This is a genomic window from Pantoea conspicua, from assembly GCF_002095315.1.
Classification (GTDB): Bacteria; Pseudomonadota; Gammaproteobacteria; order Enterobacterales; family Enterobacteriaceae; genus Pantoea; species Pantoea conspicua.
Genome location: NZ_MLFN01000027.1, coordinates 25,255 through 52,156 on the forward strand (window position 1 = coordinate 25,255; position 26,902 = coordinate 52,156).

At 56.5% G+C, this 26,902-nt stretch carries 24 protein-coding genes and 1 pseudogene; 22 read left to right on the forward strand and 3 right to left on the reverse strand.

The genetic code is table 11. The annotated features are described in order from the left end of the window. Nucleotides 1-56: 56 nt before the first annotated feature. The 6 genes from rlmD (at nucleotide 57) to queE (ending at nucleotide 8,866) form a co-directional block, all read left to right on the forward strand. Nucleotides 57-1,385, forward strand: a complete 1,329-nt coding sequence (rlmD, locus tag HA41_RS11100; protein WP_094120846.1) for a 23S rRNA (uracil(1939)-C(5))-methyltransferase RlmD — start codon at nucleotides 57-59, stop codon at nucleotides 1,383-1,385. Nucleotides 1,386-1,405: 20 nt separating this feature from the next. After that, nucleotides 1,406-3,637, forward strand: a complete 2,232-nt coding sequence (gene relA / locus HA41_RS11105; RefSeq protein WP_094120847.1) for a GTP diphosphokinase — start codon at nucleotides 1,406-1,408, stop codon at nucleotides 3,635-3,637. 114 nt (nucleotides 3,638-3,751) lie between these two features. Continuing rightward, a complete protein-coding gene (gene mazG, locus HA41_RS11110; RefSeq protein ID WP_094120848.1) occupies nucleotides 3,752-4,540 on the forward strand; it encodes a nucleoside triphosphate pyrophosphohydrolase in 789 nt (262 codons plus the stop codon). A gap of 229 nt (nucleotides 4,541-4,769) precedes the next feature. Then, a complete protein-coding gene (pyrG, locus tag HA41_RS11115) occupies nucleotides 4,770-6,407 on the forward strand; it encodes a glutamine hydrolyzing CTP synthase (RefSeq protein WP_094120849.1) in 1,638 nt (545 codons plus the stop codon). Between the two features lie 76 nt (nucleotides 6,408-6,483). Continuing rightward, nucleotides 6,484-7,779 carry a phosphopyruvate hydratase gene (eno, locus tag HA41_RS11120; protein WP_094120850.1) on the forward strand — a complete coding sequence of 432 codons (1,296 nt, stop codon included), beginning with the start codon at nucleotides 6,484-6,486 and terminating at the stop codon, nucleotides 7,777-7,779. A 415-nt stretch (nucleotides 7,780-8,194) separates the two neighbouring features. After that, entirely contained in the window at nucleotides 8,195-8,866 is a 672-nt protein-coding gene (gene queE, locus HA41_RS11125) for a 7-carboxy-7-deazaguanine synthase QueE (protein WP_094120868.1), read from the forward strand. A 132-nt stretch (nucleotides 8,867-8,998) separates the two neighbouring features. Here the strand turns inward: queE and queD are convergent. Continuing rightward, a pseudogene (gene queD, locus HA41_RS11130) lies at nucleotides 8,999-9,357 on the reverse strand (6-carboxytetrahydropterin synthase QueD). Nucleotides 9,358-9,656: 299 nt separating this feature from the next. On the opposite strand from queD, the gene cysJ reads away from it, so the two are divergent. From cysJ to HA41_RS11145, 3 genes are read left to right on the forward strand one after another with little or no spacing between them, the layout of a single operon-like run. Further along, nucleotides 9,657-11,468: an NADPH-dependent assimilatory sulfite reductase flavoprotein subunit gene (gene cysJ, locus HA41_RS11135; protein WP_094120851.1), complete on the forward strand. Its 1,812-nt coding sequence runs from the start codon at nucleotides 9,657-9,659 to the stop codon at nucleotides 11,466-11,468. Further along, entirely contained in the window at nucleotides 11,468-13,189 is a 1,722-nt protein-coding gene (gene cysI, locus HA41_RS11140; RefSeq protein WP_094120852.1) for an assimilatory sulfite reductase (NADPH) hemoprotein subunit, read from the forward strand. The genes cysJ and cysI overlap by 1 nt, the downstream gene beginning before the upstream one ends. After that, nucleotides 13,186-13,920: a phosphoadenylyl-sulfate reductase gene (locus tag HA41_RS11145; protein WP_094120853.1), complete on the forward strand. Its 735-nt coding sequence runs from the start codon at nucleotides 13,186-13,188 to the stop codon at nucleotides 13,918-13,920. The genes cysI and HA41_RS11145 overlap by 4 nt, the downstream gene beginning before the upstream one ends. Nucleotides 13,921-13,967: 47 nt before the next feature. Here HA41_RS11145 and HA41_RS11150 read toward each other — a convergent pair whose 3' ends face one another. Then, nucleotides 13,968-14,252 (reverse strand): YciI family protein, encoded by a 285-nt coding sequence (locus HA41_RS11150; protein ID WP_094120854.1) that lies wholly within the window; start codon nucleotides 14,250-14,252, stop codon nucleotides 13,968-13,970. A 9-nt stretch (nucleotides 14,253-14,261) separates the two neighbouring features. Next, nucleotides 14,262-15,275 (reverse strand): aminopeptidase, encoded by a 1,014-nt coding sequence (locus HA41_RS11155; RefSeq protein ID WP_094120855.1) that lies wholly within the window; start codon nucleotides 15,273-15,275, stop codon nucleotides 14,262-14,264. A gap of 377 nt (nucleotides 15,276-15,652) precedes the next feature. On the opposite strand from HA41_RS11155, the gene cysG reads away from it, so the two are divergent. The 13 genes from cysG to rpoS form a co-directional block, all read left to right on the forward strand. Then, on the forward strand, nucleotides 15,653-17,068 hold the full coding sequence (gene cysG, locus HA41_RS11160) for a siroheme synthase CysG (protein ID WP_094120856.1): 1,416 nt from the start codon (nucleotides 15,653-15,655) through the stop codon (nucleotides 17,066-17,068). Between the two features lie 9 nt (nucleotides 17,069-17,077). Next, entirely contained in the window at nucleotides 17,078-17,986 is a 909-nt protein-coding gene (gene cysD / locus HA41_RS11165; RefSeq protein WP_094120857.1) for a sulfate adenylyltransferase subunit CysD, read from the forward strand. 11 nt (nucleotides 17,987-17,997) lie between these two features. Next, entirely contained in the window at nucleotides 17,998-19,425 is a 1,428-nt protein-coding gene (gene cysN / locus HA41_RS11170) for a sulfate adenylyltransferase subunit CysN (RefSeq protein ID WP_094120858.1), read from the forward strand. Next, nucleotides 19,425-20,030, forward strand: a complete 606-nt coding sequence (cysC, locus tag HA41_RS11175; RefSeq protein ID WP_094120859.1) for an adenylyl-sulfate kinase — start codon at nucleotides 19,425-19,427, stop codon at nucleotides 20,028-20,030. The genes cysN and cysC overlap by 1 nt, the downstream gene beginning before the upstream one ends. Nucleotides 20,031-20,084: 54 nt before the next feature. Next, nucleotides 20,085-20,405 (forward strand): DUF3561 family protein, encoded by a 321-nt coding sequence (locus tag HA41_RS11180; protein ID WP_094120860.1) that lies wholly within the window; start codon nucleotides 20,085-20,087, stop codon nucleotides 20,403-20,405. A gap of 178 nt (nucleotides 20,406-20,583) precedes the next feature. Then, the gene (gene ftsB / locus HA41_RS11185; protein WP_010248545.1) at nucleotides 20,584-20,901 is read left to right on the forward strand and encodes a cell division protein FtsB; all 318 of its coding nucleotides are present in this window, start codon (nucleotides 20,584-20,586) and stop codon (nucleotides 20,899-20,901) included. A gap of 3 nt (nucleotides 20,902-20,904) precedes the next feature. Further along, complete coding sequence (gene ispD / locus HA41_RS11190; protein ID WP_094120861.1) at nucleotides 20,905-21,621, forward strand: 2-C-methyl-D-erythritol 4-phosphate cytidylyltransferase; 717 nt, start codon at nucleotides 20,905-20,907, stop codon at nucleotides 21,619-21,621. Further along, nucleotides 21,621-22,103 (forward strand): 2-C-methyl-D-erythritol 2,4-cyclodiphosphate synthase, encoded by a 483-nt coding sequence (ispF, locus tag HA41_RS11195; RefSeq protein ID WP_094120862.1) that lies wholly within the window; start codon nucleotides 21,621-21,623, stop codon nucleotides 22,101-22,103. Before ispD ends, ispF begins: the two co-directional genes overlap by 1 nt. Then, the gene (gene truD, locus HA41_RS11200; protein ID WP_208612759.1) at nucleotides 22,100-23,140 is read left to right on the forward strand and encodes a tRNA pseudouridine(13) synthase TruD; all 1,041 of its coding nucleotides are present in this window, start codon (nucleotides 22,100-22,102) and stop codon (nucleotides 23,138-23,140) included. Before ispF ends, truD begins: the two co-directional genes overlap by 4 nt. Nucleotides 23,141-23,330: 190 nt before the next feature. Beyond that, nucleotides 23,331-24,092 carry a 5'/3'-nucleotidase SurE gene (gene surE, locus HA41_RS11205; RefSeq protein ID WP_094120864.1) on the forward strand — a complete coding sequence of 254 codons (762 nt, stop codon included), beginning with the start codon at nucleotides 23,331-23,333 and terminating at the stop codon, nucleotides 24,090-24,092. Beyond that, nucleotides 24,086-24,712 (forward strand): protein-L-isoaspartate(D-aspartate) O-methyltransferase, encoded by a 627-nt coding sequence (locus tag HA41_RS11210; RefSeq protein ID WP_094120865.1) that lies wholly within the window; start codon nucleotides 24,086-24,088, stop codon nucleotides 24,710-24,712. Before surE ends, HA41_RS11210 begins: the two co-directional genes overlap by 7 nt. A 162-nt stretch (nucleotides 24,713-24,874) precedes the next feature. After that, complete coding sequence (gene nlpD / locus HA41_RS11215) at nucleotides 24,875-25,975, forward strand: murein hydrolase activator NlpD (protein ID WP_094120866.1); 1,101 nt, start codon at nucleotides 24,875-24,877, stop codon at nucleotides 25,973-25,975. A gap of 55 nt (nucleotides 25,976-26,030) precedes the next feature. Further along, nucleotides 26,031-26,902 (forward strand): RNA polymerase sigma factor RpoS (gene rpoS, locus HA41_RS11220; RefSeq protein WP_094120867.1); only part of this gene is annotated, 872 nt, incomplete at its 3' end.

Below are 26,902 nucleotides of genomic sequence, written 5' to 3' on the forward strand. Positions count from 1 at the left end.
TGCATCCGTCGACGAACCTGTGCACATCGTTTCAGAGAAAGAGAATTAACCATACTATGGCGCAATTTTACGCGGCAAAACAGCGCACCACCCCGCAACAACGTATTACCGTTACCATCGACGAGCTGGACCCGTTCGGTCAGGGGGTGGCGCGTCATAAAGGTAAAACCATTTTTGTCAGCGGTGCGCTGCCTGGTGAACAGGCCGAAATTATGCTGACAGAGGATAAACGGCAATTTGCCCGAGCGAAAGTGACGCGGCTGTTAAACCGCAGTCCGGCACGCGTCACGCCGCGCTGTCCCCATTTTGAGCGTTGCGGCGGCTGCCAGCAGCAGCATGTGGAGGTGGCACTGCAACAACAGAGTAAAGCCCAGGCGCTGAGCCGGATGCTGAGTCAGGCGGCACAGCAGCCGGTGGCGGTCGATGAGGTGATTGCCGGTGAACCCTGGGGCTATCGCCGCCGTGCCCGGCTGGGGCTGCAGTGGCAGAATAAGCAGCAGCGCCTGCAGATGGGTTTCCGTCAGGAAGCGAGCAACGATCTGGTCGATATCCAGCAGTGCCCCATTTTGATGCCCGAACTTGAGGCGTTAATTATCCCGCTACGCCACTGTCTGAGCGGATTACACGCCGTCAGGCGTCTCGGTCATGTTGAACTGGTGCAGGCGGACAACGGTCCGCTGATGATACTGCGCCATCTTGATGCGCTGCAGGCTGACGATCGTGAAAAGCTGGAACAGTTTTCGCATAAGCATCAGCTGATGCTGTTTCTGGATGCGGGTGATGAGAAATTAACGCCGTTAACCGCAGCAACGCCGTTCTATCACTCGCATCAACTTAAGCTAACCTTCAGTCCACAGGATTTTATTCAGGTTAACGATGCAGTGAACCAGCAAATGGTGGCACAGGCGATTGACTGGCTCGATCTGCAGCCGGAAGACCAGGTGCTGGACCTGTTTTGCGGTATGGGAAACTTCACACTTCCTATCGGAATCTTCGTACAAAATGTGGTTGGTGTGGAGGGCATTGCAGCATTAGTGAGGCAGGCAGCGTATAATGCTGAACTGAATAATCTTAAAAATGTCCGCTTTTTCCAGCATAACCTGGAGGAAGAGGTGTCGCGCCAGCCGTGGGCGGCACAGGGATTTAACAAGGTATTACTCGATCCGGCCCGTGCCGGGGCTGCAGGTGTGATGGCGCATGTGGTAAAACTTGCACCCGAACGCGTGGTCTATGTTTCGTGTAATCCCACCACACTCGCGCGCGACAGCCAGACATTGCTGTCGGCGGGCTACCAATTGGAAAGGGTCGCGATGCTGGATATGTTCCCACATACCCGTCATCTCGAATCCATGGTGCTGTTCAAGAAAACAGAAGCGATGGGCTAAGTCGCTGTGCAGGAGAGGATATGGTTGCGGTCAGAAGTGCGCATTTAAATACTGAGGGGGAATTTGCCCTCGACCAGTGGATCGCCAGTCTCGGTATTGCTAACCCGCAATCATGTCAACGCGTCGCCGAAACCTGGCGCTACTGTGAAGCGCAAACCCAGGGCCATCCCGATCAATCGCTGCTGCTGTGGCGCGGCATCGAGATGGTCGAAATCCTCTCGATGCTCAGTATGGATATCGAAAGCCTGTGTGCGGCGCTGATCTTCCCGCTGGCTAACGACGAAGTGGTGAGCGAAGAGGATCTGGAAAAAACCATCGGCAAAGGCATTGTTTCGCTGGTGCATGGCGTGCGCGATATGGATGCGATCCGTCAGCTGAAAGCGATTCACAATGATTCGATGGCTTCCGAGCAGGTGGATAACGTTCGCCGGATGCTGCTGGCGATGGTGGAAGATTTCCGCTGCGTGGTGCTCAAACTGGCCGAGCGCATCATGAACCTGCGCGAAATGAAAGACGCGCCGGAAGATGAGCGGGTACTGGCCGCCAAAGAGAGCACCAACATCTATGCCCCCCTCGCCAACCGGCTCGGCATTGGTCAGCTGAAGTGGGAGCTGGAAGATTACTGCTTCCGCTATCTCCATCCCGATGAATACAAACGCATTGCCAAATTACTGCATGAGCGGCGCATTGACCGTGAACAGTACATCGACAACTTCGTCAGCAACCTGCGCAAAGAGATGGCGAAAGAGGGCGTACGCGCCGAAGTCTATGGCCGGCCTAAACACATCTACAGCATCTGGCGCAAGATGCAGAAGAAGTCGCTGGCGTTTGATGAGCTGTTCGACGTGCGGGCGGTGCGCATCGTGGCCGAACGCTTACAGGATTGTTATGGCGCGCTGGGCACGGTACACACGCTCTATCGTCATCTGCCCAGCGAGTTCGATGACTATGTGGCGAATCCCAAGCCCAATGGTTACCAGTCGATTCACACCGTGGTGTTAGGCCCGCAGGGCAAAACGGTTGAGATCCAGATCCGTACCCGCCAGATGCATGAAGATGCCGAACTGGGCGTGGCAGCGCACTGGAAATACAAAGAAGGCCCGACCTCCAGCAGCGCCCGCGGCGCGGCGGGGCACGAAGAGCGTATCGCCTGGCTGCGTAAGCTGATCAGCTGGCAGGAAGAGATGGCGGACTCCGGTGAACTGCTGGAAGAGGTGCGCAGTCAGGTATTTGACGACCGGGTCTACGTCTTTACACCAAAAGGCGATGTGGTGGATCTGCCAGCCGGCTCAACGCCGCTCGACTTCGCTTACCACATTCACAGTGATATCGGTCACCGCTGTATCGGCGCCAAAATCGGCGGCCGCATTGTGCCGTTTACCTACCAGCTTCAGATGGGCGATCAGGTTGAAGTGATCACCCAGAAACAGCCGAACCCGAGCCGTGACTGGCTCAATCCCAACCTCGGTTACATCACTACCAGCCGTGGCCGCTCAAAGATTCACAACTGGTTCCGTAAGCAGGATCGCGATAAGAACATCATCGCCGGACGACAGATCCTGGATAATGAACTGAACCAGCTGGATATCAGCCTGCGTGAAGCGGAGAAGTTGCTGCTGCCGCGCTATAACGTCACCTCACTGGAGGAGTTACTGGCGGCGATTGGCGGTGGCGATATCCGCCTCAATCAGATGGTTAACTTCCTGCAGGCGAAGCTCAACAAGCCGAGCGCCGAAGAGGAAGATCGCGAAGCGCTGCGCCAGCTGACCCAGAAATCTTACACCCCGCCGTCACGTAAAGAGAGCGGACGCGTAGTGGTGGAAGGTGTGGGCAACCTGATGCATCACATTGCGCGCTGCTGCCAGCCGATTCCGGGTGATGATATCGTCGGCTTCATCACCCAAGGGCGCGGCATTTCGATTCACCGTGCCGACTGCGACCAGCTGGCGGAGCTGATCTCCCATGCGCCGGAGCGCATTGTTGACGCGGTATGGGGCGAAAGTTACTCCAGCGGTTATTCGCTGGTGGTACGGGTGACGGCTAACGATCGCAGCGGATTGCTGCGGGACATTACCACCATCCTCGCCAATGAAAAGGTCAATGTATTGGGCGTGTCGAGCCGCAGCGATACTAAAAAGCAGCTGGCAACCATCGACATGGATATCGAAATTTATAATCATCAGGTGCTGGGACGGGTACTGGCACGGCTGAATCAGGTCTCTGATATCATCGACGCCCGCCGTTTACACTGATACCTCTGGCCGTCTGTCCGGGATTCGCCGCTGATGTGAATCGCCGGGCAGGCGCGCCGCACCAACGGCGCTATTGATGTGCCACCTCAAGACCAACCGCAAAGGATTTCCTGAATGAACGCCATTGATCGCCTGCTTGGCATTATGAAAACCCTGCGCGATCCGCAACACGGCTGCCCGTGGGATCGTGAGCAGACCTTCGCCACCATCGCCCCGTATACGCTGGAAGAGACCTACGAAGTGCTGGACGCTATCCAGCGGGAAGATTTCGACGATCTGCGCGGCGAACTGGGCGATCTGCTGTTCCAGGTGGTGTTTTATGCCCAGATGGCCAGCGAGCAGGATCGCTTTACCTTTGAGGATATCTGCCACGCCATCAGCGACAAGCTGGAGCGCCGTCACCCGCATATTTTTGCTGACGCCAGCGCGGAAACCAGCCGCGAGGTGCTGAAAAACTGGGAAGCGATCAAGACCGCTGAACGGGCAGAGAAGGCCCAGCATTCGGCGCTGGACGACATTCCCAAAGCGCTGCCGGCGCTAATGCGCGCCCATAAAATCCAGAAGCGTTGCCACAACGTCGGTTTCGACTGGACCACACTAGGACCGGTGGTGGCAAAAGTGCATGAAGAGATCGATGAAGTGATGCACGAGGCGCAGCAAAGCGTGGTAGACGGCGATAAGCTGGAAGAGGAGATCGGTGACCTGCTGTTCGCTACGGTCAACCTGTCGCGCCATCTCGGCAGCAAAGCGGAAACCGCGCTGCAAAAGGCCAACGATAAGTTTGAGCGCCGCTTCCGCCAGGTCGAGGCGATTATCGCCGCACAGGGGCTGAGCCTGCCTGGCGCTACGCTGGAACAGATGGAAGCGGCCTGGCAGCAGGTAAAAAGCGCCGAGAAATGCTGATTATTCCAGCGCTGTGCATAAAATCGCCGATTGCGCTTACACGATTCAGCGCGGCGACAACTTTGTGACGTACATCAACATTTCATTAACGGCTATCCGCTATGTTAGCCGCAGCAATGCGTTGGAGGATGGCGGTGATTCATCAATTGTGGCTGATAGCGGTTTCCAGTATACTGTTTTCCCGTCCTGGTTATTCCACCGTCTTTAAACCTAAACTCTCAGGTTCAGCATGACAACGAATTATATTTTTGTGACCGGCGGGGTCGTATCCTCTCTGGGTAAAGGCATTGCCGCAGCCTCCCTCGCAGCCATTCTCGAAGCCCGTGGTCTTAATGTGACCATCATGAAGCTGGACCCGTATATCAACGTGGATCCGGGCACCATGAGCCCGACTCAGCACGGTGAAGTTTTCGTCACTGATGATGGGGCTGAAACCGATCTCGATTTGGGTCACTACGAGCGCTTCATTCGCACCAAAATGTCGCGTCGTAACAACTTCACCACCGGCCGTATTTACTCCGATGTGCTGCGCAAAGAGCGCCGCGGCGACTATCTGGGTGCTACCATCCAGGTGATCCCGCACATCACCAACGCTATCAAAGAGCGCATTATTGAAGGCGGCGAAGGCCACGATGTGGTACTGGTTGAAATCGGCGGCACGGTCGGCGATATCGAATCCCTGCCGTTCCTTGAAGCGATTCGTCAGATGGCAGTAGATGTGGGTCGTGAGCACACCATGTATATGCACCTGACGCTGGTGCCGTATATGGCCGCTGCCGGTGAAGTGAAAACTAAACCGACCCAGCACTCGGTCAAAGAGCTGCTCTCTATCGGTATTCAGCCAGACGTGCTGATCTGCCGTTCTGACCGCGCTGTGCCGGCCAACGAACGCGCCAAAATCGCGCTGTTCTGTAACGTGCCGGAGAAAGCAGTTATTTCACTGAAAGATGTGGATTCCATTTACAAGATTCCTGGCATGCTGAAGTCGCAGGGCCTGGATGACTATATCTGCAAACGCTTCAACCTGAATGCGCCGGAAGCCAATCTGGCCGAGTGGGAACAGGTGATTTACGAAGAAGCCAATCCGGGGGGTGAAGTCACCATCGGGATGGTCGGCAAATACGTTGAATTGCCGGATGCCTACAAATCAGTGATTGAAGCGCTGAAGCACGGTGGCCTGAAAAATCGCGTCACCGTAAACATCAAACTGATCGACTCGCAGGATGTCGAATCACGCGGTGTCGAATTACTGAAAGATTTGGATGCGATTCTGATTCCGGGTGGCTTCGGTTACCGTGGCGTCGAAGGCAAGCTGATGACCGCGCAGTACGCACGTGAAAACAACGTGCCGTATCTTGGCATCTGTCTTGGTATGCAGGTGGCACTGATGGAGTTCGCCCGTAACGTCGCCGGGATGGAAGGCGCCAACTCCACCGAATTTGTGCCAGACTGTAAATATCCGGTAGTGGCATTGATTACCGAATGGCGTGACGAAGACGGCAACGTGGAAGTTCGCAGCGAGCAGAGCGATCTGGGCGGCACCATGCGTCTGGGCAGCCAGCAGTGTCAGTTAACGCCGGGCAGCCAGGTCCGCCAGCTGTACGGTTCTGACACCATCGTTGAGCGCCATCGCCACCGTTATGAAGTCAACAACATGCTGCTGAAGCCAATTGAAGCAGCCGGTCTGCGCGTAGCGGGTCGTTCTGGTGATGATCAACTGGTTGAGATTATTGAAATCCCGAACCATCCGTGGTTTGTGGCCTGCCAGTTCCACCCGGAGTTTACCTCGACCCCTCGTGATGGCCATCCGTTGTTTGCCGGCTTTGTGAAAGCGGCACATGAGCATCAGAAGCGTTTAGCGAAGTAAGATTCACGAGCAGCGCGCGAACTTTTCGCGCGTTGTTTGTCTTAGGATTGACTAACTTGTACTGAGGAAAAACGTAATGTCCAAAATCGTAAAAGTCATCGGTCGCGAAATTATCGACTCACGTGGTAACCCGACTGTTGAAGCAGAAGTGCATCTGGAAGGCGGTTTCGTTGGTCTGGCAGCAGCGCCATCAGGGGCTTCTACCGGTTCTCGCGAAGCACTGGAACTGCGTGACGGTGACAAATCTCGTTTCCTGGGCAAAGGCGTGACCAAAGCGGTTGCTGCGGTAAACGGCCCGATTGCTGAAGCGGTAAAAGGCAAAGACGCGAAAGATCAGGCGAACATCGATAAAATCATGATCGACCTGGACGGTACTGAGAACAAATCCAACTTCGGTGCGAACGCCATTCTGGCCGTCTCACTGGCGGCGGCGAAAGCAGCTGCAGCCTCTAAAGGTCAGCCGCTGTATGAGCACATCGCTGAACTGAACGGCACCCCAGGCAAATACTCTATGCCACTGCCAATGATGAACATCATCAACGGTGGCGAACATGCCGATAACAACGTTGATATCCAGGAATTCATGATTCAGCCGGTTGGCGCTTCAAGCGTGAAAGAAGCGATCCGTATGGGTTCAGAAGTGTTCCACAACCTGGCAAAAGTGCTGAAAAGCAAAGGCATGAGCACCGCAGTCGGTGACGAAGGTGGCTATGCGCCAAACCTGGGTTCTAACGCCGAAGCGCTGGCCGTTATCGCTGAAGCAGTAAAAGCAGCGGGCTACGAGCTGGGCAAAGACATTACGCTGGCGATGGACTGTGCGGCCTCTGAGTTCTACAAAGATGGCAAATACGTGCTGGCCGGTGAAGGCGGTAAAGCGTTCACTTCAGAAGAGTTCACCCACTTCCTGGAAGATCTGACCAAACAGTATCCGATCGTTTCTATCGAAGATGGCCTGGACGAATCTGACTGGGATGGCTTTGCTTACCAGACCAAAGTCCTGGGCGACAAAATCCAGCTGGTGGGTGACGACCTGTTCGTGACCAACACCAAAATCCTGAAAGAAGGTATCGACAAAGGTATCGCTAACTCCATTCTGATCAAATTCAACCAGATCGGTTCTCTGACCGAAACCCTGGCAGCGATCAAAATGGCGAAAGACGCGGGTTACACTGCCGTGATCTCTCACCGTTCAGGCGAAACCGAAGATGCAACCATCGCTGACCTGGCGGTAGGGACTGCAGCGGGCCAGATCAAAACCGGTTCAATGAGCCGTTCTGACCGTGTGGCGAAGTACAACCAGCTGATTCGTATCGAAGAAGCGCTGGGTTCAAAAGCGCCATTCAACGGCCTGAAAGAAGTGAAAGGTCAGTAATGACCTGTGCAGATGTCGCGTAAAGCGACATCGCATAATCTGAAAGCCCCGCCTTGTGCGGGGCTTTTTGTTGGTGGCGGTGTGCAGACGGGGATGGCAAGGCCCGATCGCAAAGAGGCAAAAGCGGCATCCCTGCTGGCTCGGCCCGCGCGATTACGCACCTCATCCCTGAGGTGCGCCCGTTACCGGCCAACGCTTTGCGTTGTTCAAAAACGCTCCCGGCGTTTTTGTCCTAAGCGCGGGGCGCTTTGCTCTTCGGTCCTGGCCATCCACGTTTGAACCTGTTAGCCGTCTGATGTCCCTCTTTTGTGACGTTTTGGCTTTTGTCCGGCGCGGAGAAAAGGCACAACGCGTGGTTGAGCTGTGCGGCAAATCTGCCATAATCAGCGCCCTGTTTTTTTCAAGCGAGTCCGTAATGCAATACCCGATTAACGAAATGTTCCAGACGCTGCAGGGCGAAGGTTTTTATACCGGCGTACCCGCCATTTTCATCCGCTTACAGGGATGTCCGGTGGGCTGTAGCTGGTGTGATACCAAACATACCTGGGAGAAGCGGGCGGATCGGGAAACGTCGCTGGGCGATATTTTAATTAAAACGGTAGAGAGTGACGCCTGGGGCGATGCCGATGCGGCCACCTTACTTAATGCCATCCAGCAGCAGGGCTGGACCGCGCGCCATGTGGTGATCACCGGCGGCGAACCGGCAATCTACGATCTGCGTCCGTTAACCACGGCGCTGGAGCAGCACGGTTTTCAGTGCCAGATTGAGACCAGCGGCACCCATGACATTCGCTGTTCCGAGCAGACCTGGGTGACGGTTTCACCCAAAGTGAATATGCGTGGCGGCTATGACGTGCTGCCGCAGGCGCTGGTCCGCGCGGATGAGATCAAGCACCCGGTGGCGCGTATGCGTGATGTTGAGGCGCTGGATGAACTGCTGGCCGGTCTTGATGACGATAAGGCCCGCATCATCGCCTTACAGCCGATCAGCCGCAAAGATGAGGCAACCCGACTCTGTATCGAGATCTGCATTGCGCGTAACTGGCGTCTGTCGATGCAGACTCACAAGTATCTCAATATCGCCTGACAGAAGCGGACGATACGCAGCGGCACCTCATTCATGGGGTGGCCGGGCAGGGGTGCGGTCCGCAGGGGGATTGATAGCGTCGGGGGTTCAGAAGAACAGCAGCGCCGGATCGAAGAGTTCGATCCGACAGCATTAACCGCGGTAGACGCAGCCCGCAGTACAGGTCTCTTTGATCATCACCGCGCTGAGCAGCGGCAGGTGAGGCTTCATCTGATCCCAAATCCATTTTGCCAGCACTTCGCTGGTCGGGTTTTCCAGCCCGGGGATCTCATTGAGATAGTAGTGGTCAAGACGATCGTAGATCGCTTAAACGCCGCTTTCAATTCAGCGAAATCCATCACCCAGCCGGTATGCGCGTCCACTTCGCCGGTAATTTCCAGACGGACCAGAAACGAATGACCGTGCAGACGACCGCATTTGTGTCCGGCCGGCACATTAGGTAAATGGTGCGCGGCTTCGAACTGGAACTCTTTAAATAAAGTGGTAGACATAGTGGTTCTCAGACAGGAAAAAACCGCTGAATACTACCTGAAAACTGTTTTTTTCGCACCTGGATCACACAATGCCCTTATGAAACGTCCCGCCTGCCGGGTTTTACCCAGCTAATTAACTGATATATAGCCGCTTTACTTACCACTTTTGCCGATTAATTCTACCAGGAAAACCATTTAGTCATTTTGGTTATTTGATATGTCGAAGGTGTATTTAATCGTTAATATACGGGCCGGTAACCTACGCACTCTTCCGCCATTTTACGGTCCGGACTTCTGATACTGGAATTTTTAACGCGATGACGACTCAGGCACCAGGTTCACTGCTTCCGCTCTCCCCGGAACAACTCGCCCGCTTACAGGCGGCGACGACCGATTATTCCCCCACCCAACTGGCGTGGCTGTCAGGTTATTTCTGGGGCAGGGTAGAACAGACCCCGGGTAGCGCGGTCGCCAGCGCTCCGACGCCCATCGCTGCTGCCGAAGCACCGTCAGTTACGCTGCTGTCGGCTTCGCAGACCGGCAATGCCCGTCGCCTGGCTGAGCAGTTGCGCGATGACCTGCAGGCAGCCAGACTGAATGTAAATCTGGTGAATGCCGGAGATTACAAGTTCAAGCAAATCGGTCAGGAAAAGCTGCTGGTGGTGGTGACATCCACCCAGGGTGAAGGCGATCCGCCGGAAGAGGCGGTGGCGCTGCATAAATTCCTGCTGTCAAAAAAGGCCCCGAAGATGACCGGTACCGCGTTTGCGGTGTTTGGTCTCGGCGACAGCTCTTATGAGTTTTTCAGCAAAGCGGGCAAGGATTTTGACAGCCGGCTGGCGGAGCTGGGCGCGGAGCGACTGCTGGATCGGGTCGATGCCGACGTCGAGTATGCCGATCAGGCGACGGCGTGGCGCAGCGCGCTGACAGAGATTTTAAAGCAGCGCGTGCCGACCGAATCCCCCGCCCAGGCTGCCGCCACTGCGGCAGGCAGCGTGAATGAAGTCACCACCAGCCCCTATACCAAAGAGGCGCCACTCAGCGCCACGCTGGCGGTAAATCAAAAAATTACCGGTCGCGACTCTGATAAAGATGTCCGCCACATTGAGATCGATCTTGGCGAGTCAGGCCTGCGCTACCAGCCAGGTGATGCGTTGGGTCTCTGGTATGAAAACGATAGCGCGCTGGTCAGCGAGCTGCTGGAGCTGGTCTGGCTGAAAGGCGATGAGCCGGTGCAGGTGCAGGGCGCAACGCTGCCGCTGGCCGAAGCATTGCAAAAACATTTTGAGCTGACGGTCAATACGGCGCAGATCGTCGCGCAGTATGCTCAGCTGTCGCGTGATGCTGAGCTGCTGGCGCTGGTGGATGACAAAGCCCGGCTGCAACAATATGCGCAGCGTTATCCGATTGTCGACATGATTCGTCTGGCCCCGGCGGAGCTCAGCGCAGAGCAACTGACTACATTGCTGCGTCCGCTGACGCCACGGCTCTACTCAATCGCATCGTCGCAGGCGGAAACCGATACTGAAGTGCATATCACCGTGAGTGCAGTACGTTTTGATATTGAAGGTCGTCAGCGTGGCGGCGGCGCCTCTACCTGGCTGGCCGATCGGGTGGAAGAAGAGGGCGAAGTACGGGTGTTTATCGAGCACAACGATAACTTCCGCCTGCCGGCTAACCCGGACGCACCGGTGATCATGATTGGACCGGGTACCGGTATCGCGCCGTTCCGCGCCTTCATGCAGCAGCGCGAAAACGACGGTGCCAGCGGCAAAAACTGGCTGTTCTTCGGCAATCCGCACTTTACCGATGATTTCCTCTATCAGGTGGAGTGGCAGAAATATGTGAAAGAGGGGCTGCTGACCCGAATCGATCTGGCCTGGTCACGCGATCAGGCAGAGAAGGTATACGTACAGGATAAGATCCGCGCTAACGGAGCGGAAGTGTGGCGCTGGCTGCAGGAAGGCGCGCACCTTTACGTCTGCGGCGATGCGAATCGCATGGCAAAGGACGTTGAGCAGGCATTACTGGATGTGGTGGTCGAGCACGGCGGAATGGATCGTGAAGCGGCCGACGAATTTTTAAGTGAGCTGCGCATTGAGCGCCGTTATCAGCGAGACGTTTACTAATGAGCGAAAAACACCCTGGACCGCTGGTTGTAGAAGGCAAATTAGCCGATGCTGAGCGCCTGAAGAAGCAGAGTAACTATCTGCGCGGCACCATTCGTGAAGATCTGGAAGAGGGCCTGACTGGCGGCTTTACCGGTGACAACTTCCTGCTGATCCGTTTCCACGGTATGTACCAGCAGGATGACCGCGATATTCGTGCCGAGCGTGCTGAGCAGAAACTGGAGCCGCGTCATGCCATGATGCTGCGCTGCCGACTGCCGGGCGGTATTATTACCCCGACCCAGTGGCTGGCCATCGACAAATTTGCCACCGATAAAACTATTTATGGCAGCATTCGTCTGACCAACCGTCAGACCTTTCAGTTTCACGGCATTCTGAAAAAGAACGTTAAACCGACGCACCAGATGCTGCATGAAGTCGGACTGGATGCGCTGGCCACCGCCAACGATGTTAACCGTAACGTGCTCTGTACCTCTAACCCGGTTGAGTCGGAACTGCATCAGGAAGCGTACGAGTGGGCAAAAAAACTCTCTGAGCACCTGCTGCCGCGGACCCGCGCCTATGCCGAAATCTGGTGGGATCAGGAGAAAGTCGCGACCACCGACGAAGAGCCAATCCTTGGCGAGACCTATCTGCCGCGTAAATTTAAAACTACCGTGGTGATCCCGCCGCATAACGATGTGGATCTGCACGCCAACGATCTCAACTTCATCGCCGTGGCCGAAAAGGGCAAACTGGTGGGCTTTAACCTGCTGGTCGGTGGTGGACTGTCGATTGAGCACGGTAACAAAGCCACTTACGCCCGTACCGCCAGTGAGTTCGGCTATTTCCCGCTGGAGAAGATCCTCGACGTGGCCGAAGCCGTGGTGACCACCCAGCGTGACTGGGGTAACCGTACCGATCGTAAGAATGCCAAAACCAAATACACCCTGGAACGCGTCGGCGTAGAGACGTTTAAAGCGGAAGTCGAGAAACGGGCGGGTGTCACCTTTGAACCGATCCGTCCGTACGAATTTACCACCCGCGGCGATCGGATTGGCTGGATCAAAGGCATCGACAATAAATGGCACCTGACGCTGTTTATCGAGAATGGCCGCCTGCTGGACTATCCTGGCCGTCCGCTGAAAAGCGGTGTGGCTGAGATTGCTAAAATCCACCAGGGCGATTTCCGTCTGACCGCCAACCAGAACCTGATTGTGGCGGGCGTGCCGGAAAGCGAGAAGGCAAAGATTGAAGCGATCGCCCGTGAGCATGGGCTGATGGAAAACGTTTCGGCGCAGCGTGAAAACTCGATGGCCTGCGTGGCATTCCCGACCTGCCCACTGGCGATGGCTGAGGCGGAACGCTTCCTGCCAGCGTTCGTGACCAAAGTCGAAGCGATCATGCACAGCCACGGCGTCGGTGATGAGCACATAGTGTTACGCGTTACCGGTTGTCCCAACGGCTGTGGCCGTGCCATGCTGGCTGAACTGGGGCTGGTGGGTAAAGCGCCAGGCCGTTACAACCTGCATCTCGGCGGTAATCGCATCGGCACGCGCATCCCGCGGATGTACCGTGAAAACATTAATGAAAACGAAATTCTCGCCACCATTGATGAACTGGTGGGACGCTGGGCCAGAGAGCGCCATGCCGCTGAAGGCTTTGGTGACTTTGTGATCCGCGCGGGCATCGTTGCGCCTGTGCTGGACCCGGCGCGTGATTTCTGGGAGGAGGCAAAATGAGTCAGATTGACCTCGCAGCACTGAATGAGATGTCCAAAGTCCAGCGCGCAATGGCGCTGGCGGCCACCAATGCGCAGCTGGAGAAATCGTCAGCGGAAGCGCGGGTGAGCTGGGCACTGGAAAATTTGCCGGGCGCCTATGTGCTCTCTTCCAGCTTCGGCATTCAGGCGGCGGTGTCGCTGCATCTGGTGACGCGTCAGCAGCCCGATATTCCGGTGATCCTCACCGATACCGGCTACCTGTTCCCGGAAACCTATCGCTTTATTGATGAACTGGCGGATCAGCTCAATCTTAACCTCAGGGTGTTTCGCGCCGAGACCTCACCGGCCTGGCAGGAAGCGCGCTACGGCAAGCTGTGGGAGCAGGGCGTCGAGGGGATTGAGAAATACAACGACATCAATAAAGTGGAACCGATGAATCGCGCGCTGGAAACGCTGGGTGCGCAGACCTGGTTTGCCGGCCTGCGCCGCGATCAGTCCGGCAGCCGGGCCAATCTGCCGGTGCTCGGCGTGCAGCGTGGCGTGTTTAAAGTGCTGCCGATCATCGACTGGGATAATCGGCAGATTCATCAGTATCTGCAGCAGCATAATCTGAAATACCATCCGCTGTGGGATGAAGGCTATCTCTCAGTGGGCGATACCCACACCACCCGTAAGTGGGAGCCAGGCATGGCAGAAGAAGAGACCCGCTTTTTCGGCCTGAAGCGCGAGTGCGGTCTGCACGAAGGATAACGGTGCGGTTTCCGGCTTCTCTGCGCTTTCACAGAGAAGCCGGTTATTCACTGACCTTTTAAGCCAGCAAATTCTTCAGCGGCCCGCGTGACGTTCACTCGGGTCACCGCGTAGTGCGCCACCGCAACAAAGGGATCTTCTGCCAGCAGCGCATCCAGCTGCTCGCGCGGCATCTCCTTCACCAGCAGTAACCCGCCGGTCCGCGGATCTTTACGTCCCGCCGCGATCACTGCTCCTGCCTCAAAATAACGATCCAGCCACGCAATGTGCGCGGCCAGCAGCGCTTCTACCTCTTCCATCGGGCGAAAATAATCGAGAGAGACAACATACATAGCAGATCCTCAGACTTTGGGATTGGTGAGTTCACTTAGCAGCGGCAGCAGAACGTTGACGCTGTCGCGGGTACGGGCGGTAATCCGGCCTGGCATCCAGCGGTCCAGATAGTTCAGGTTATCGCGATCGGTCTGATGGCGGATGATGCCGTCGGGAAAATGACGGCTGCGATGACGCTGCTGAGCGCCATCTTTGTTACCCAGCGTCCAGTTGCTGGCCGTGACATCCAGCAGCGGAAAGCCAGCTTTATCAAAGGCGTTCAGGCCGGGAAAGTCCTGGCGGGTTAACTGATGGCTGGCGGCAGAAATGCCGTGCTGGCGTGCCAGCAGCAAGGCGCGCTCGCTGGTCTGTTTACGCACCGCACGCGGAGTGTTCATTCCACTGTTGAAGTAGAGATGATCGCCGGCGATCAGGCTGTTGAGATCGATCACCAGCAGGGTGTTTTTCTTCTCTCTGGCGCTCATGCGCTCGACATAATCGTCCATGCCGTGCATCTCCGCCTCACCGGCGCTGAGCGCCACGAAGCGCACGCCGTAGTGCAGCGGTTGCTGGCTCAGCTGTTGTGCCAACTCCAGCATCACGCCGAGACCGGAGGCGTTATCATCCACCCCCTGCAGACGCAAACCACCGAGGTTCTGGTTTACCTGACTGCTATTGTGCGGTGCCCAGGTATCCAGATGCGCCACAATCAGAATCTCCTGCGGTTCACTGCCGGCGCGGGCAGCAATCACTGAGGTCGCCGTCAGCTTATGCCAGCGTAATTTTCCGTCATTTTCCTGCCAGTTATAGCCGGTGTTGAACTGCCGGGTATTGGTCTTAAACCCGAGCGCGGAAAATTGCTGCTGCAGATAGTCGGCCGCCATCAGTTCGGCCGGGCTACCGCTCATCCGGCCAGGGAACCAGGTGGCGATGTGACGAACCTGCTGCTCGGCAAAATGGCCAGGCTGGCTGGCAAGCGCCAGCGGGGAAAGTAGCGCGCCAATGAACGTCGCCGCTGCCCTCAATCGGAGGGAAAAAAACATAGTGCGTCCTTTTTTCATTTTTCAGATACCGGTCCGGCATAACCCACCGGGCCGGTCATGCCGGGCGACATTATAGCCTTTTTGCTCCGGCGCACGCTGAACAGAATCAGGGACGGCAGGGGCAGGATATGCCAGCTTGTCTGGCTGTAATCTGGTTTTGCTGCCGGAAGGCCCTATTTTTCCGCGCCCGTCATGGGATAATCTGTGAGAGTGGTCACGGATAAACCCTTAATTCTTCGTCGTTAAGATCAAATTGTTCTGTACTTAGCGGAGTCGTTATTCCATTCGGTAACTACTCATTCCAATTCGTAATTTCATCTGGATAAACTCAGCGACGTATAGTCGCGTTAACGCAAAGTTACAACACTAAGGTTAACGTGGACTATCTGCCCCTTTTTGCCGATCTCTCTGGTCGCCCGGTTCTGGTTGTCGGCGGTGGAGATATCGCAGCGCGAAAAATTGAACTGCTGCGCCGCGCACGTGCGCGCGTGCAGATTGCCGCGCGCGAACTCTGCCCTGAACTGCAGGCGCTGCTGGAGACGCAGCAACTGGAGTGGCTGGCGACCGGGTTTGATCCTGCCCAGCTGGACGGCGTTTTTCTGGTAATTGCCGCCACCGATGACAACGCCCTCAATGCTGACGTGTTCGAGGCGGCTAACGCGCGTCAGAAGCTGGTGAACGTGGTGGACGATCAGCCGAAATGTAGCTTTATCTTCCCGTCGATTGTTGACCGTTCACCGCTGGTGGTGGCGATCTCTTCCAGCGGTACTGCGCCGGTGCTGGCGCGGATGCTGCGTGAAAAGCTGGAGGCGCTGCTGCCCGCTAACCTGGGCCAGATGGCTGAGGTGGCCGGACAGTGGCGTGACAAGGTTAAACAGCGTTATCAGCGCATGTCTGACCGTCGCCGTTTCTGGGAGCGGGCGTTCAACGGCCTGTTTGCCAGTCAGATGTCGGCCGGCAATGTGGATGAGGCGAAACGCACGCTGGATCGTGAGTTACTTGATGAACCGACCCGTCAGGGTGAAATCATTCTGGTGGGCGCGGGCCCGGGCGACAGCGGTCTGCTGACGCTGCGCGGTCTGCAGGTGATGCAGCTGGCCGATGTGGTGCTGTATGACCATCTGGTCAGTGACGAAGTGCTGGAGCTGGTGCGTCGCGACGCCGATCGCATCTGCGTCGGCAAACGGGCCGGAGCACATTCGGTACCGCAGGAAGAGACCAATCAGATGCTGGTTAAGCTGGCATTGCAGGGCAAGCGGGTGGTGCGCCTCAAGGGCGGTGATCCCTTTATCTTTGGCCGCGGCGGCGAAGAGCTGCAGGCGGCGCAACAGGCGGGTATCCCATTTCAGGTGGTGCCGGGCGTTACTGCCGCCGCCGGTGCCACTGCCTACGCCGGTATTCCGCTGACCCACCGCGATTATGCCCAGAGCGTGATGTTTATTACCGGTCACTGTCGCCCGGATGGTGACGATATTGACTGGCCATCGCTGGCGCGAGCACGTCAGACGCTGGCGATCTATATGGGTACGGTAAAGGCTGCGCTGATCAGCGAGGCGCTGATTCAGCATGGCCGCGCACCGTCTACGCCGGTGGCGGTCATCAGTCGCGGCACGCGTCAGGATCAACAGGTGCTGACCGGTACCTTAGAACACCTCGAGGCGCTGGCCGCCTCGGCACCCACTCCGGCACTGCTGGTGATCGGAGAAGTGGTCAATTTGCACGGGCAACTCGCCTGGTTTCAACATTCGGCACAGCAGGGGGCTCGCGAGTCCGCCGTTGTCAATCTGGCTTGAGGGAAAATCATGGACCAAAAACGACTCACTCATCTGCGTCAGCTGGAGGCGGAGAGTATCCACATCATTCGCGAAGTGGCGGCAGAGTTCAGCAACCCGGTGATGATGTACTCCATCGGCAAAGATTCGTCGGTGATGCTGCATCTGGCGCGTAAAGCGTTCTTCCCAGGTACGCTGCCGTTCCCGCTGCTGCACGTGGATACCGGCTGGAAATTCCGTGAAATGTACGAGTTTCGCGATCGTACCGTGAAAGCGATGGGCGCCGAGCTGCTGGTTCATCGCAACCCGGAAGGCGTGGCGATGGGCATCAACCCGTTTGTCCACGGCAGTGCCAAACACACCGACATCATGAAAACCGAAGGGCTGAAGCAGGCGCTGAATAAATATGGTTTTGATGCCGCCTTTGGTGGCGCACGCCGTGACGAAGAGAAGTCGCGCGCCAAAGAGCGCATCTACTCGTTCCGCGATCGCTTCCATCGCTGGGACCCGAAAAACCAGCGTCCTGAGCTGTGGCACAACTACAACGGCCAGATCAACAAGGGCGAAAGCATCCGCGTTTTCCCGCTGTCGAACTGGACTGAACTGGATATCTGGCAGTACATCTTCCTGGAAAACATCGAGATCGTGCCGCTCTACCTCGCTGCGCCGCGTCCGGTGCTGGAACGCGATGGCATGCTGATGATGATCGATGACGATCGTATCAATCTGCAGCCAGGTGAAATGATCAAACAGCGCATGGTGCGTTTCCGTACCCTCGGCTGCTGGCCGCTGACCGGCGCGGTGGAATCGGAGGCGCAAACGCTGCCGGAAATCATCGAAGAGATGCTGGTCTCCACCACCAGTGAGCGTCAGGGCCGCGTGATCGATCGCGATCAGTCCGGGTCGATGGAACTGAAAAAACGCCAGGGTTATTTCTAAGGAGACGCCAGATGAATACCGTAATTGCACAACAGATTGCCGACCAGGGCGGCGTTGAAGCCTGGCTGACCGCACAACAACACAAGAGCCTGCTGCGTTTTCTCACCTGCGGCAGCGTCGATGATGGCAAAAGTACCCTGATTGGTCGCCTGCTGCACGATACCCGGCAGATCTATGAAGATCAGCTCTCTTCGTTGCACAACGACAGTAAGCGTCACGGTACCCAGGGCGAGAAGCTCGATCTGGCGCTGCTGGTCGATGGTTTGCAGGCCGAGCGTGAGCAGGGCATCACCATTGATGTGGCCTATCGCTATTTCTCCACCGAAAAGCGTAAATTTATTATCGCCGATACGCCGGGACATGAGCAGTACACTCGCAACATGGCGACCGGTGCCTCAACCTGCGATCTGGCGATCCTGCTGATCGATGCACGTAAAGGCGTTCTGGATCAGACCCGTCGTCATAGCTTTATCTCGACGCTGCTGGGGATCAAACACCTGGTGGTGGCAATCAATAAAATGGATCTGGTGGAGTACGATCAGGATCGCTACGAGCAGATCAAACAGGATTATCTCGATTTCGCCGCGCAGCTGCCGGACGATCTCGATATCCGTTTCGTGCCGATGTCGGCGCTGGAAGGGGATAACGTGGCGTCAGCCAGCCAGACCATGTCGTGGTACAGCGGTCCGACGCTGCTCGATGTGCTGGAAACGGTCGAACTGAAGCGCGTGGTCGATCATCAGCCGATGCGTTTCCCGGTACAGTATGTCAACCGTCCGAACCTCGATTTCCGCGGCTACGCCGGGACGCTGGCCTCAGGCAGCGTGCAGGTTGGCCAGCGCGTGAAGGTGCTGCCATCCGGCGTCGAATCCAGCATTGCCCGCATTGTGACCTTTGATGGCGATCTGCAGCAAGCCGGAGCCGGTGAAGCGATTACCCTGGTATTGCAGGATGAGATTGATATCAGCCGCGGCGATCTGCTGGTGGATGCCCGCGCTGAACTCAGCGCCGTACAGTCTGCCAGCGTGGATGTGGTGTGGATGGCGGAGCAGCCTTTGCAGGCCGGTCAGAGCTACGACATCAAAATCGCCGGTAAGAAAGCGCGTGGCCGGGTAGAGAAGGTGCTGCATCAGGTCGAGATCAACTCGCTGGAAACGCGTCAGGTTGATTCGTTGCCGCTCAACGGCATTGGTCTGATTGAGATGACCTTCGATGAGCCGATGGTGCTCGACAGCTATCGGGATAACCCGGTCACCGGCGGGATGATCTTTATTGATCGTCTGAGCAACGTCACCGTAGGTGCCGGCATGATTCATGAGCCGAAAACCGATGCGCCGGGTCATCAGGGTGAATTCAGTGCCTTTGAACTGGAACTGAATGCGCTGGTGCGCCGTCACTTCCCACACTGGAACGCGCGCGATCTGCTGGGCGGTCAATAATGGCCCGGCACGATGACAACGTGGTATGGCATGACCATCCGGTGACCCGCACCGCCCGCGAACAGCAGCACGGCCATCAGGGCGTGGTGTTGTGGTTCACCGGGCTGTCAGGCTCGGGGAAATCCACCGTGGCGGGCGCGCTGGAGCAGGCGCTGCACCGCATTGGCGTCAGCACCTACCTGCTGGATGGCGACAATGTGCGTCATGGCTTGTGCCGCGATCTCGGTTTCAGCGATGAAGACCGCAAAGAGAACATTCGTCGGGTCGGTGAAGTGGCGAAACTGATGGTGGACGCCGGGCTGGTGGTGCTGACCGCCTTTATTTCGCCGCATCGCGCCGAACGTCAGATGGTTCGCGATCTGCTGGAGCCGGGGCAGTTTATTGAAGTCTTTGTGGATACGCCGCTGGCGGTGTGCGAAGCGCGCGATCCTAAAGGACTCTATCGCAAAGCACGCGCCGGTGAGCTGCGTAATTTCACCGGCATCGATAGCGTATACGAAGCACCGGAAAGCCCGGAAATCCAGCTGGATGGCGAACAATTGGTTACAAAACTTGCGGCCCAATTGTTAGACCTGCTGCGTGACCGCGATATCATCAGATCCTGAACAGACAGCGGCAAATCGACGTCGATTTGCCGCCTTCGCGTCAACAGGACCTCTATGCAGAACATCACTCCCATGCTGGCTCGTAAAGATGAAAGCACCCCGGACGAGCCGCGTTCGTCACTGCCGGGCGGCATCATCGGCTTTTTCGCCTACTGGTGCGCGCTGGCTATCCCCTTCCTGTTGTACGGCTCTAACACCCTGTTTTTCTTTCTCTATACCTGGCCGTTCTTCCTTGCACTGCTGCCGGTGTCGGTGCTGATGGGCATCGCGCTTAACACGCTGCTGCGCGGACAACTGTTGTGGACCACGCTCGCCACGGTCATTCTGGTGATTTGCCTGTTCTGGTTAATGTTCTCCTTTCTCTCCGGCTGGTAACCCTCTCGTGCCACCGTGCTGATGTGCAAACGCATCGGCAGGTTACAAAACTTTTCCCGTCTGGTTACCCCGCTGATTCATATTTTATGCAGACGCGCAGCAAAGCGCGCCATTTTCGCCACTGGTGTGGAGTCCTGTGCAAAGTTATGGGATGATTGGGCCGTTTTTAGGGGGCGGGATGGGAAAACTGACGTTACTGCTATTGGTGCTGCTTGGCTGGCTGCAATATTCATTGTGGCTGGGAAAAAATGGCATCCATGACTATACGCGCGTCAATGATGACGTCGCGGTGCAACAGGCGAATAACGCCAAACTGAAATCGCGTAACGATCAGCTGTTTGCCGAAATTGACGATCTCAATGGCGGCTCTGAAGCGATCGAAGAACGCGCACGCAATGAATTGGGCATGATCAAACCCGGTGAAACCTTCTATCGCCTGGTGCCTGACCAGAACAAACGCAACGCGCAACAAGCAGCGCTTAACCAACAACGATAAAACATGAACAATCTGTCCACCCTTGCGGATGTGATTGCCGTGGTGCCCGCTGCCGGAATTGGCAGCCGCATGCAGGCAACCTGTCCTAAGCAGTATCTGACGATTGGTCAGCACACCCTTCTGGAACACAGCATTGCACGCCTGTTTTCCCATCCCGCTATCAAACAGGTGATTGTCGCCCTGAGCCCCGATGATAGGCATTTTGCCGCGCTGCCGCTGGCACGGGATCCGCGCGTATTGCAGGTGACCGGCGGTGAAACGCGTGCGGAGTCGGTGCTGGCCGGATTGCAGGCTGCCCAGGGCGCCTCATGGGTACTGGTGCACGATGCGGCGCGTCCCTGTCTGCATCCGGACGATCTTCAGCATCTGCTGAGCGTGCGTCAGCAGAGCCGCGTCGGTGGCATTCTCGCGGCACCGGTGCGTGACACCATGAAACGGGGCGAGCCGGGTAAAGCGGCCATCGCCCATACCGTCGAGCGTGAGGATCTGTGGCACGCTTTAACGCCGCAATTTTTCCCGCACGCGTTGCTCACTGCCTGCCTGACGCGCGCACTGGCTGAAGGCGCCACCATCACGGATGAGGCGTCGGCGCTGGAGTATTGTGGCTACCATCCGGTGCTGGTGAGCGGACGCAGCGATAACATCAAAGTTACCCGGCCAGAAGATCTGGCGCTGGCGGCTTTTTATCTCAGTCAGATTCAATTAAAGGAGAGCGCATAATGCGTATCGGTCACGGTTTTGACGTTCACGCCTTCGGTGGAGAGGGTCCGCTGGTGATTGGCGGCGTGCGAATCCCGTTTGAACAGGGATTTATCGCCCACTCTGATGGCGATGTCGCGCTGCATGCGCTGACTGACGCGCTGTTAGGTGCGGTGGCAATGGGCGACATTGGTAAGCTGTTCCCGGATACCGATCCCGCTTTTAAAGGGGCCGACAGCCGCGGTTTGCTGCGTGAAGCCTGGCGTCGTATCGAAGCCAAAGGCTATCGCATCGGCAACGTCGATGTGACCCTGATTGCCCAGGCACCCAAAATGCTGCCGCACGTGCCACAGATGCGCATCAATATTGCCGAAGATCTCGGCTGCCATATGGATGCGGTTAACGTTAAAGCGACCACCACCGAGAAGCTCGGCTTCACCGGTCGTGGCGAAGGGATCGCCTGTGAGGCGGTAGCCCTGTTGCTCAAAGCTGACAGCCAGTGATGCTGCACTATCTGCACGGCGCGCCTGCCGCAACCGGCGTGATCAAAGCTAACCCGGAAGATTTCGTGGTGGTAGAAGATCTCGGTTATGGCGCGGACGGGGAAGGCGAACATCTGCTGGTGCGCATCCGCAAAGTGGGTGCCAATACCCGCTTTGTCGCAGAGGCGCTGGCGAAGTATCTCGGCATACATCAGCGTGATATGAGCTACGCCGGCATGAAAGATCGTCATGCGGTGACCGAGCAGACGCTCTGTTTTCGCCTGCCGGGCAATGCGATGCCGGATCTGCGCGGCTTTGCGCTGGAAGGGATAGAGATCCTTGAGGTGGTGCGCCACAAGCGTAAGCTGCGCATCGGTGCGCTGGCGGGCAATGCGTTCCGTCTGGTGATCCGCCAGATCAGCGATCGTGATGCAGTGGAAACCCGTCTGGCGCAGATACGCGATGCCGGCGTGCCTAACTATTTTGGTGAACAGCGTTTTGGCCGCAACGGCAACAACCTGATCATGGCGGAGAAATGGGCGCGCAATGAGATTGTGATGCGCGATCGTAACAAGCGCAGCCTGCTACTGTCAGCGGCGCGCAGCGCCCTGTTTAATCAGGTCACCAGTGCGCGTCTGCAACAGCAGGGCGGACTCAGCCAGGTGATGAGCGGCGATGCGCTGCAGCTCACCGGACGGGGCAGCTGGTTTGTCGCTCAGCCTGAGGAGCTCGACTCACTGCAGGCCCGCGTCGATCAACACGAATTGCGCATCACGGCTCCGTTGCCAGGCTGTGGCGAGGCCGGACCGCAGGCGGATGCGCTGGCGTTTGAACAGCAGGCGCTGGCGGATGCCACTCTCTTGCTTAGCCTGCTCACGCGCGAGCGCGTCGATGCCGCCCGCCGCGCGATGCTGGTGGTGCCTCGCGATCTGAGCTGGAACTGGTGGGATGAGGTGACGCTGGAGATGGCCTTCTGGCTTCCCGCCGGCAGCTTTGCTACCAGCGTGGTCAGAGAGCTGCTGACCCAGACTGATGCGCTGGATAATATTGACGAGTAATCCCTGCTGCAACATTACCCTGAATGTGGGTATTGTTGCGGCAAACCCCCGCAGTAGTATGATTTACGCCTACCACTTCCTTGCATGCCTCGCTAGAATGCAAAAATCGCTGTCCGGTCTTCACCTGTTGCCATGCTGTTTAAACGGGTCCTGTCACGGCGACCAGTCGAATAGAAAAAGGTCAGAATAAATGCGGATATTGCTCAGCAACGATGACGGCATTCACGCGCCAGGTATTCAAACGCTGGCGAAAGCCCTGCGGCACTTTGCTGAGGTGCAGGTGGTTGCGCCCGATCGTAACCGAAGCGGCGCGTCGAACTCATTAACGCTGGAAACGCCGCTGCGCACCTTTACTCATGAGAATGGGGATATTGCGGTGCAGATGGGCACGCCGACAGACTGCGTTTATCTCGGCGTCAATGCGCTGATGCAGCCCCGTCCCGACATTGTGGTGTCGGGAATCAATGCCGGTCCCAACCTGGGTGATGATGTGATCTATTCCGGCACGGTGGCGGCGGCAATGGAAGGGCGTCACCTGGGTCTGCCTGCGGTAGCGGTCTCGCTCAATGGTTATCAGCATTATGCGACAGCGGCGGCGGTGACCTGCGCTATTCTCAAGGCGCTGACGCAGCAACCGCTGCGCACCGGCCGCATTCTTAACATCAACGTACCAGACCTGCCGCTGGCCGAGCTGAAAGGCATCCGCGTGACGCGCTGTGGCAGCCGGCATCCTGCCGATCAGGTTATCGCCCAGCAGGACCCGCGCGGCAATACCCTCTACTGGATTGGGCCGCCGGGGGAAAAACTGGATGCCGGTCCGGATACCGATTTTGCGGCGGTTGATCAGGGTTATGTCTCGGTAACTGCGCTGCATGTCGACCTGACCGCACACAGCGCCCAGGATGTCCTGAATGAGTGGCTGGCTAAAGCTGAGGTGAACCTGGCATGGTGAATCGGCGTATTGAGACATTGCTGTCACAACTGCGTCAGCAGGGGATTGATGACGAGAACCTGCTGAAAGCCATCAGCGATGTGCCGCGTGAACGTTTTATCGACGAAGCCTTTGAACACAAGGCCTGGGATAATGTGGCCCTGCCGATCGGCTCCGGCCAGACTATTTCACAACCTTATATGGTGGCGCGAATGACGGCGCTGCTGGAACTGAATCCGCATTCCCGGGTGCTGGAGATTGGCACCGGTTCTGGCTACCAGACGGCAATTCTCGCTCACCTGGTGGATCACGTCTATTCGGTTGAACGTATCAAAGGGTTGCAGTGGCAGGCTAAGCGCCGTCTGAAACAGCTCGATCTGCACAATGTCTCGACCCGGCATGGCGATGGCTGGCAGGGCTGGCCGTCGCGCGGGCCGTTCGACGCCATCATTGTTACCGCGGCCCCGCCAGAAATTCCGATTGCGCTGATAGCGCAACTGGCAGAAGGCGGCATTATGGTGCTGCCGGTCGGCGAAGATCAGCAGGTACTGAAACGTCTGCGCCGTCAGGGCGAAGAAATTATTGAAGAGACGATTGAGCCGGTACGGTTTGTGCCGCTGGTTCAGGGCGATCTAGCCTGACCGGCTTCGTATTTCTTCACAACTGTTTCATAGCACCACGTACTTGATATTGTTACTATCCAATTTAATTAACAAAAACGCAGATTTTATCGCGCCGCGCAGAGCATTCTGCTGGCAAGTACAGTGAAACAGGTACATCAGGGTTGCCATCACGGGGGATCAATGAGCACGGGAAGCACAATTTTTCAGTTACGCCGTCTGGCGGCGCTTTCACTGGTAGGTTTTTGGCTGGCAGGCTGTAGCTCCAGCGACAACACACAAGCACCCATTAGCCGCGTTGGTGATGGCGGCGGCATGAGCAGTAGCCAGAGTGGCGCAGCAAGCGCCTCTGGTGGTGTCCCTGCGATGCCCTCACAGGGAGGAATGTTAAGCGGAAGTGCAGCATCTGCGTCTGGCAATGGCGGAATGATTAGTGCCAATAATAATGTGGAGACGCAGAATGGCCGAATCGTGTACAACTGCAGTTATCAGAATATTCCTAAAGGTAGCTACTCCGGCGAAACATATACCGTAAAACGTGGCGATACGTTGTTTTACATCGCCTGGATTACCGGCAACGATTTCCGCGATTTAGCCCAGCGTAACAACGTTCCGGCGCCTTACAGCCTGAATGTCGGGCAAACTTTGCAGATTGGTAACGGTTCCGGTCAGCCGATCACTGGCGGTAATGCCATTACCGTTGCTGATGCAACGCAGGGTGGTGTCCCGGCTACGCCACAAATTAAATCTGCCGCTGTTGCACAGCAACCTGTTATTACGTATTCTGATGATTCGGATAATTCGAGCGGCAGTAAACTATTGCCTTCGAAAGGAGCAAATGTTGCAACGACAACAGCTCCAGTGGTTACCGCACCCCCAACGGTTAGCAGCACAACCAATAGCTCGACACCAGTAGGAAGCTGGCGTTGGCCGACCGATGGGAAGATTATCGATAACTTCTCTGCTGCTGAAGGCGGCAATAAAGGTATCGATATCGCCGGAACGCGTGGACAGTCTGTGGTCGCTACCGCTTCAGGAAGGGTGGTGTACGCAGGTAACGCGCTCCGCGGTTACGGTAATCTGATCATCATCAAACACAATGATGATTACCTGAGTGCCTACGCCCATAACGATACAATGCTGGTCCGGGAACAACAGGAAGTTAAGGCGGGGCAGAAAATCGCAACCATGGGTAGCACCGGAACCAGTTCAGTAAGATTGCACTTTGAAATTCGTTACAAGGGGAAATCCGTAAACCCGTTGCGTTATTTACCGCAGCGATAATCCGGCAGAACGCACTTTTTGATGTTCTGCCTGGAATCACGGGTAGGAGCCGCTTATGAGCCAGAATACGCTGAAAGTAAACGAGTTACATGAGAACGCGGAATTCGAGGAGAATGGAGCAGAGGTTTTTGATGAGAAGGCTCTCGTCGAAAACGAACCTGGTGATAACGACGTAGCGGAAGAAGAGTTGTTATCACAGGGTGCGACGCAACGTGTATTAGATGCGACGCAGCTCTATCTCGGGGAGATTGGCTATTCTCCGTTGTTAACGGCAGAGGAAGAAGTGCTCTTCGCTCGCCGTGCATTGCGAGGTGACATCCCTTCCCGTCGCCGCATGATCGAAAGTAACTTACGTCTGGTGGTTAAGATCGCCCGTCGTTACAGCAATCGTGGTTTAGCACTGCTGGACCTGATTGAAGAAGGTAACCTCGGCCTGATCCGTGCCGTTGAGAAGTTTGACCCGGAGCGCGGGTTCCGTTTCTCAACTTACGCCACCTGGTGGATTCGTCAGACTATTGAACGGGCGATCATGAATCAAACCCGTACCATTCGTCTGCCAATTCATATTGTTAAAGAACTGAACGTTTATCTGCGTACTGCGCGTGAACTCTCCCACAAGCTTGACCACGAGCCAAGCGCGGAAGAGATCGCCGAGCAGCTGGATAAACCGGTTGATGACGTAAGCCGTATGTTGCGTCTCAACGAACGCATCACTTCAGTTGATACGCCATTAGGCGGAGATTCTGAAAAAGCGTTGCTGGATATTCTGGCCGATGAAAAAGACAACGGACCGGAAGACACCACGCAAGACGATGATATGAAACAGAGCATCGTTAAGTGGCTGTTTGAACTGAACGCTAAGCAGCGTGAAGTGCTGGCACGTCGTTTCGGCCTGTTAGGCTATGAAGCGGCAACGCTTGAAGAGGC

Bases quoted from the DNA above. Each gene is read 5' to 3' on its own strand.
- HA41_RS11150 (WP_094120854.1), bottom strand. From the start codon at position 14,252: ATGTATGTTGTCTCTCTCGATTATTTTCGCCCGATGGAAGAGGTAGAA.
- cysD (WP_094120857.1), top strand. From the start codon at position 17,078: ATGGACCAAAAACGACTCACTCATCTGCGTCAGCTGGAGGCGGAGAGT.
- rlmD (WP_094120846.1), top strand. From the start codon at position 57: ATGGCGCAATTTTACGCGGCAAAACAGCGCACCACCCCGCAACAACGT.
- HA41_RS11145 (WP_094120853.1), top strand. From the start codon at position 13,186: ATGAGTCAGATTGACCTCGCAGCACTGAATGAGATGTCCAAAGTCCAG.
- pyrG (WP_094120849.1), top strand. From the start codon at position 4,770: ATGACAACGAATTATATTTTTGTGACCGGCGGGGTCGTATCCTCTCTG.
- cysN (WP_094120858.1), top strand. From the start codon at position 17,998: ATGAATACCGTAATTGCACAACAGATTGCCGACCAGGGCGGCGTTGAA.
- ispF (WP_094120862.1), top strand. From the start codon at position 21,621: ATGCGTATCGGTCACGGTTTTGACGTTCACGCCTTCGGTGGAGAGGGT.
- cysI (WP_094120852.1), top strand. From the start codon at position 11,468: ATGAGCGAAAAACACCCTGGACCGCTGGTTGTAGAAGGCAAATTAGCC.
- cysJ (WP_094120851.1), top strand. From the start codon at position 9,657: ATGACGACTCAGGCACCAGGTTCACTGCTTCCGCTCTCCCCGGAACAA.
- HA41_RS11180 (WP_094120860.1), top strand. From the start codon at position 20,085: ATGCAGAACATCACTCCCATGCTGGCTCGTAAAGATGAAAGCACCCCG.
- queE (WP_094120868.1), top strand. From the start codon at position 8,195: ATGCAATACCCGATTAACGAAATGTTCCAGACGCTGCAGGGCGAAGGT.
- eno (WP_094120850.1), top strand. From the start codon at position 6,484: ATGTCCAAAATCGTAAAAGTCATCGGTCGCGAAATTATCGACTCACGT.
- surE (WP_094120864.1), top strand. From the start codon at position 23,331: ATGCGGATATTGCTCAGCAACGATGACGGCATTCACGCGCCAGGTATT.
- mazG (WP_094120848.1), top strand. From the start codon at position 3,752: ATGAACGCCATTGATCGCCTGCTTGGCATTATGAAAACCCTGCGCGAT.
- nlpD (WP_094120866.1), top strand. From the start codon at position 24,875: ATGAGCACGGGAAGCACAATTTTTCAGTTACGCCGTCTGGCGGCGCTT.
- cysC (WP_094120859.1), top strand. From the start codon at position 19,425: ATGGCCCGGCACGATGACAACGTGGTATGGCATGACCATCCGGTGACC.
- HA41_RS11155 (WP_094120855.1), bottom strand. From the start codon at position 15,275: ATGTTTTTTTCCCTCCGATTGAGGGCAGCGGCGACGTTCATTGGCGCG.
- relA (WP_094120847.1), top strand. From the start codon at position 1,406: ATGGTTGCGGTCAGAAGTGCGCATTTAAATACTGAGGGGGAATTTGCC.
- HA41_RS11210 (WP_094120865.1), top strand. From the start codon at position 24,086: ATGGTGAATCGGCGTATTGAGACATTGCTGTCACAACTGCGTCAGCAG.
- ftsB (WP_010248545.1), top strand. From the start codon at position 20,584: ATGGGAAAACTGACGTTACTGCTATTGGTGCTGCTTGGCTGGCTGCAA.
- ispD (WP_094120861.1), top strand. From the start codon at position 20,905: ATGAACAATCTGTCCACCCTTGCGGATGTGATTGCCGTGGTGCCCGCT.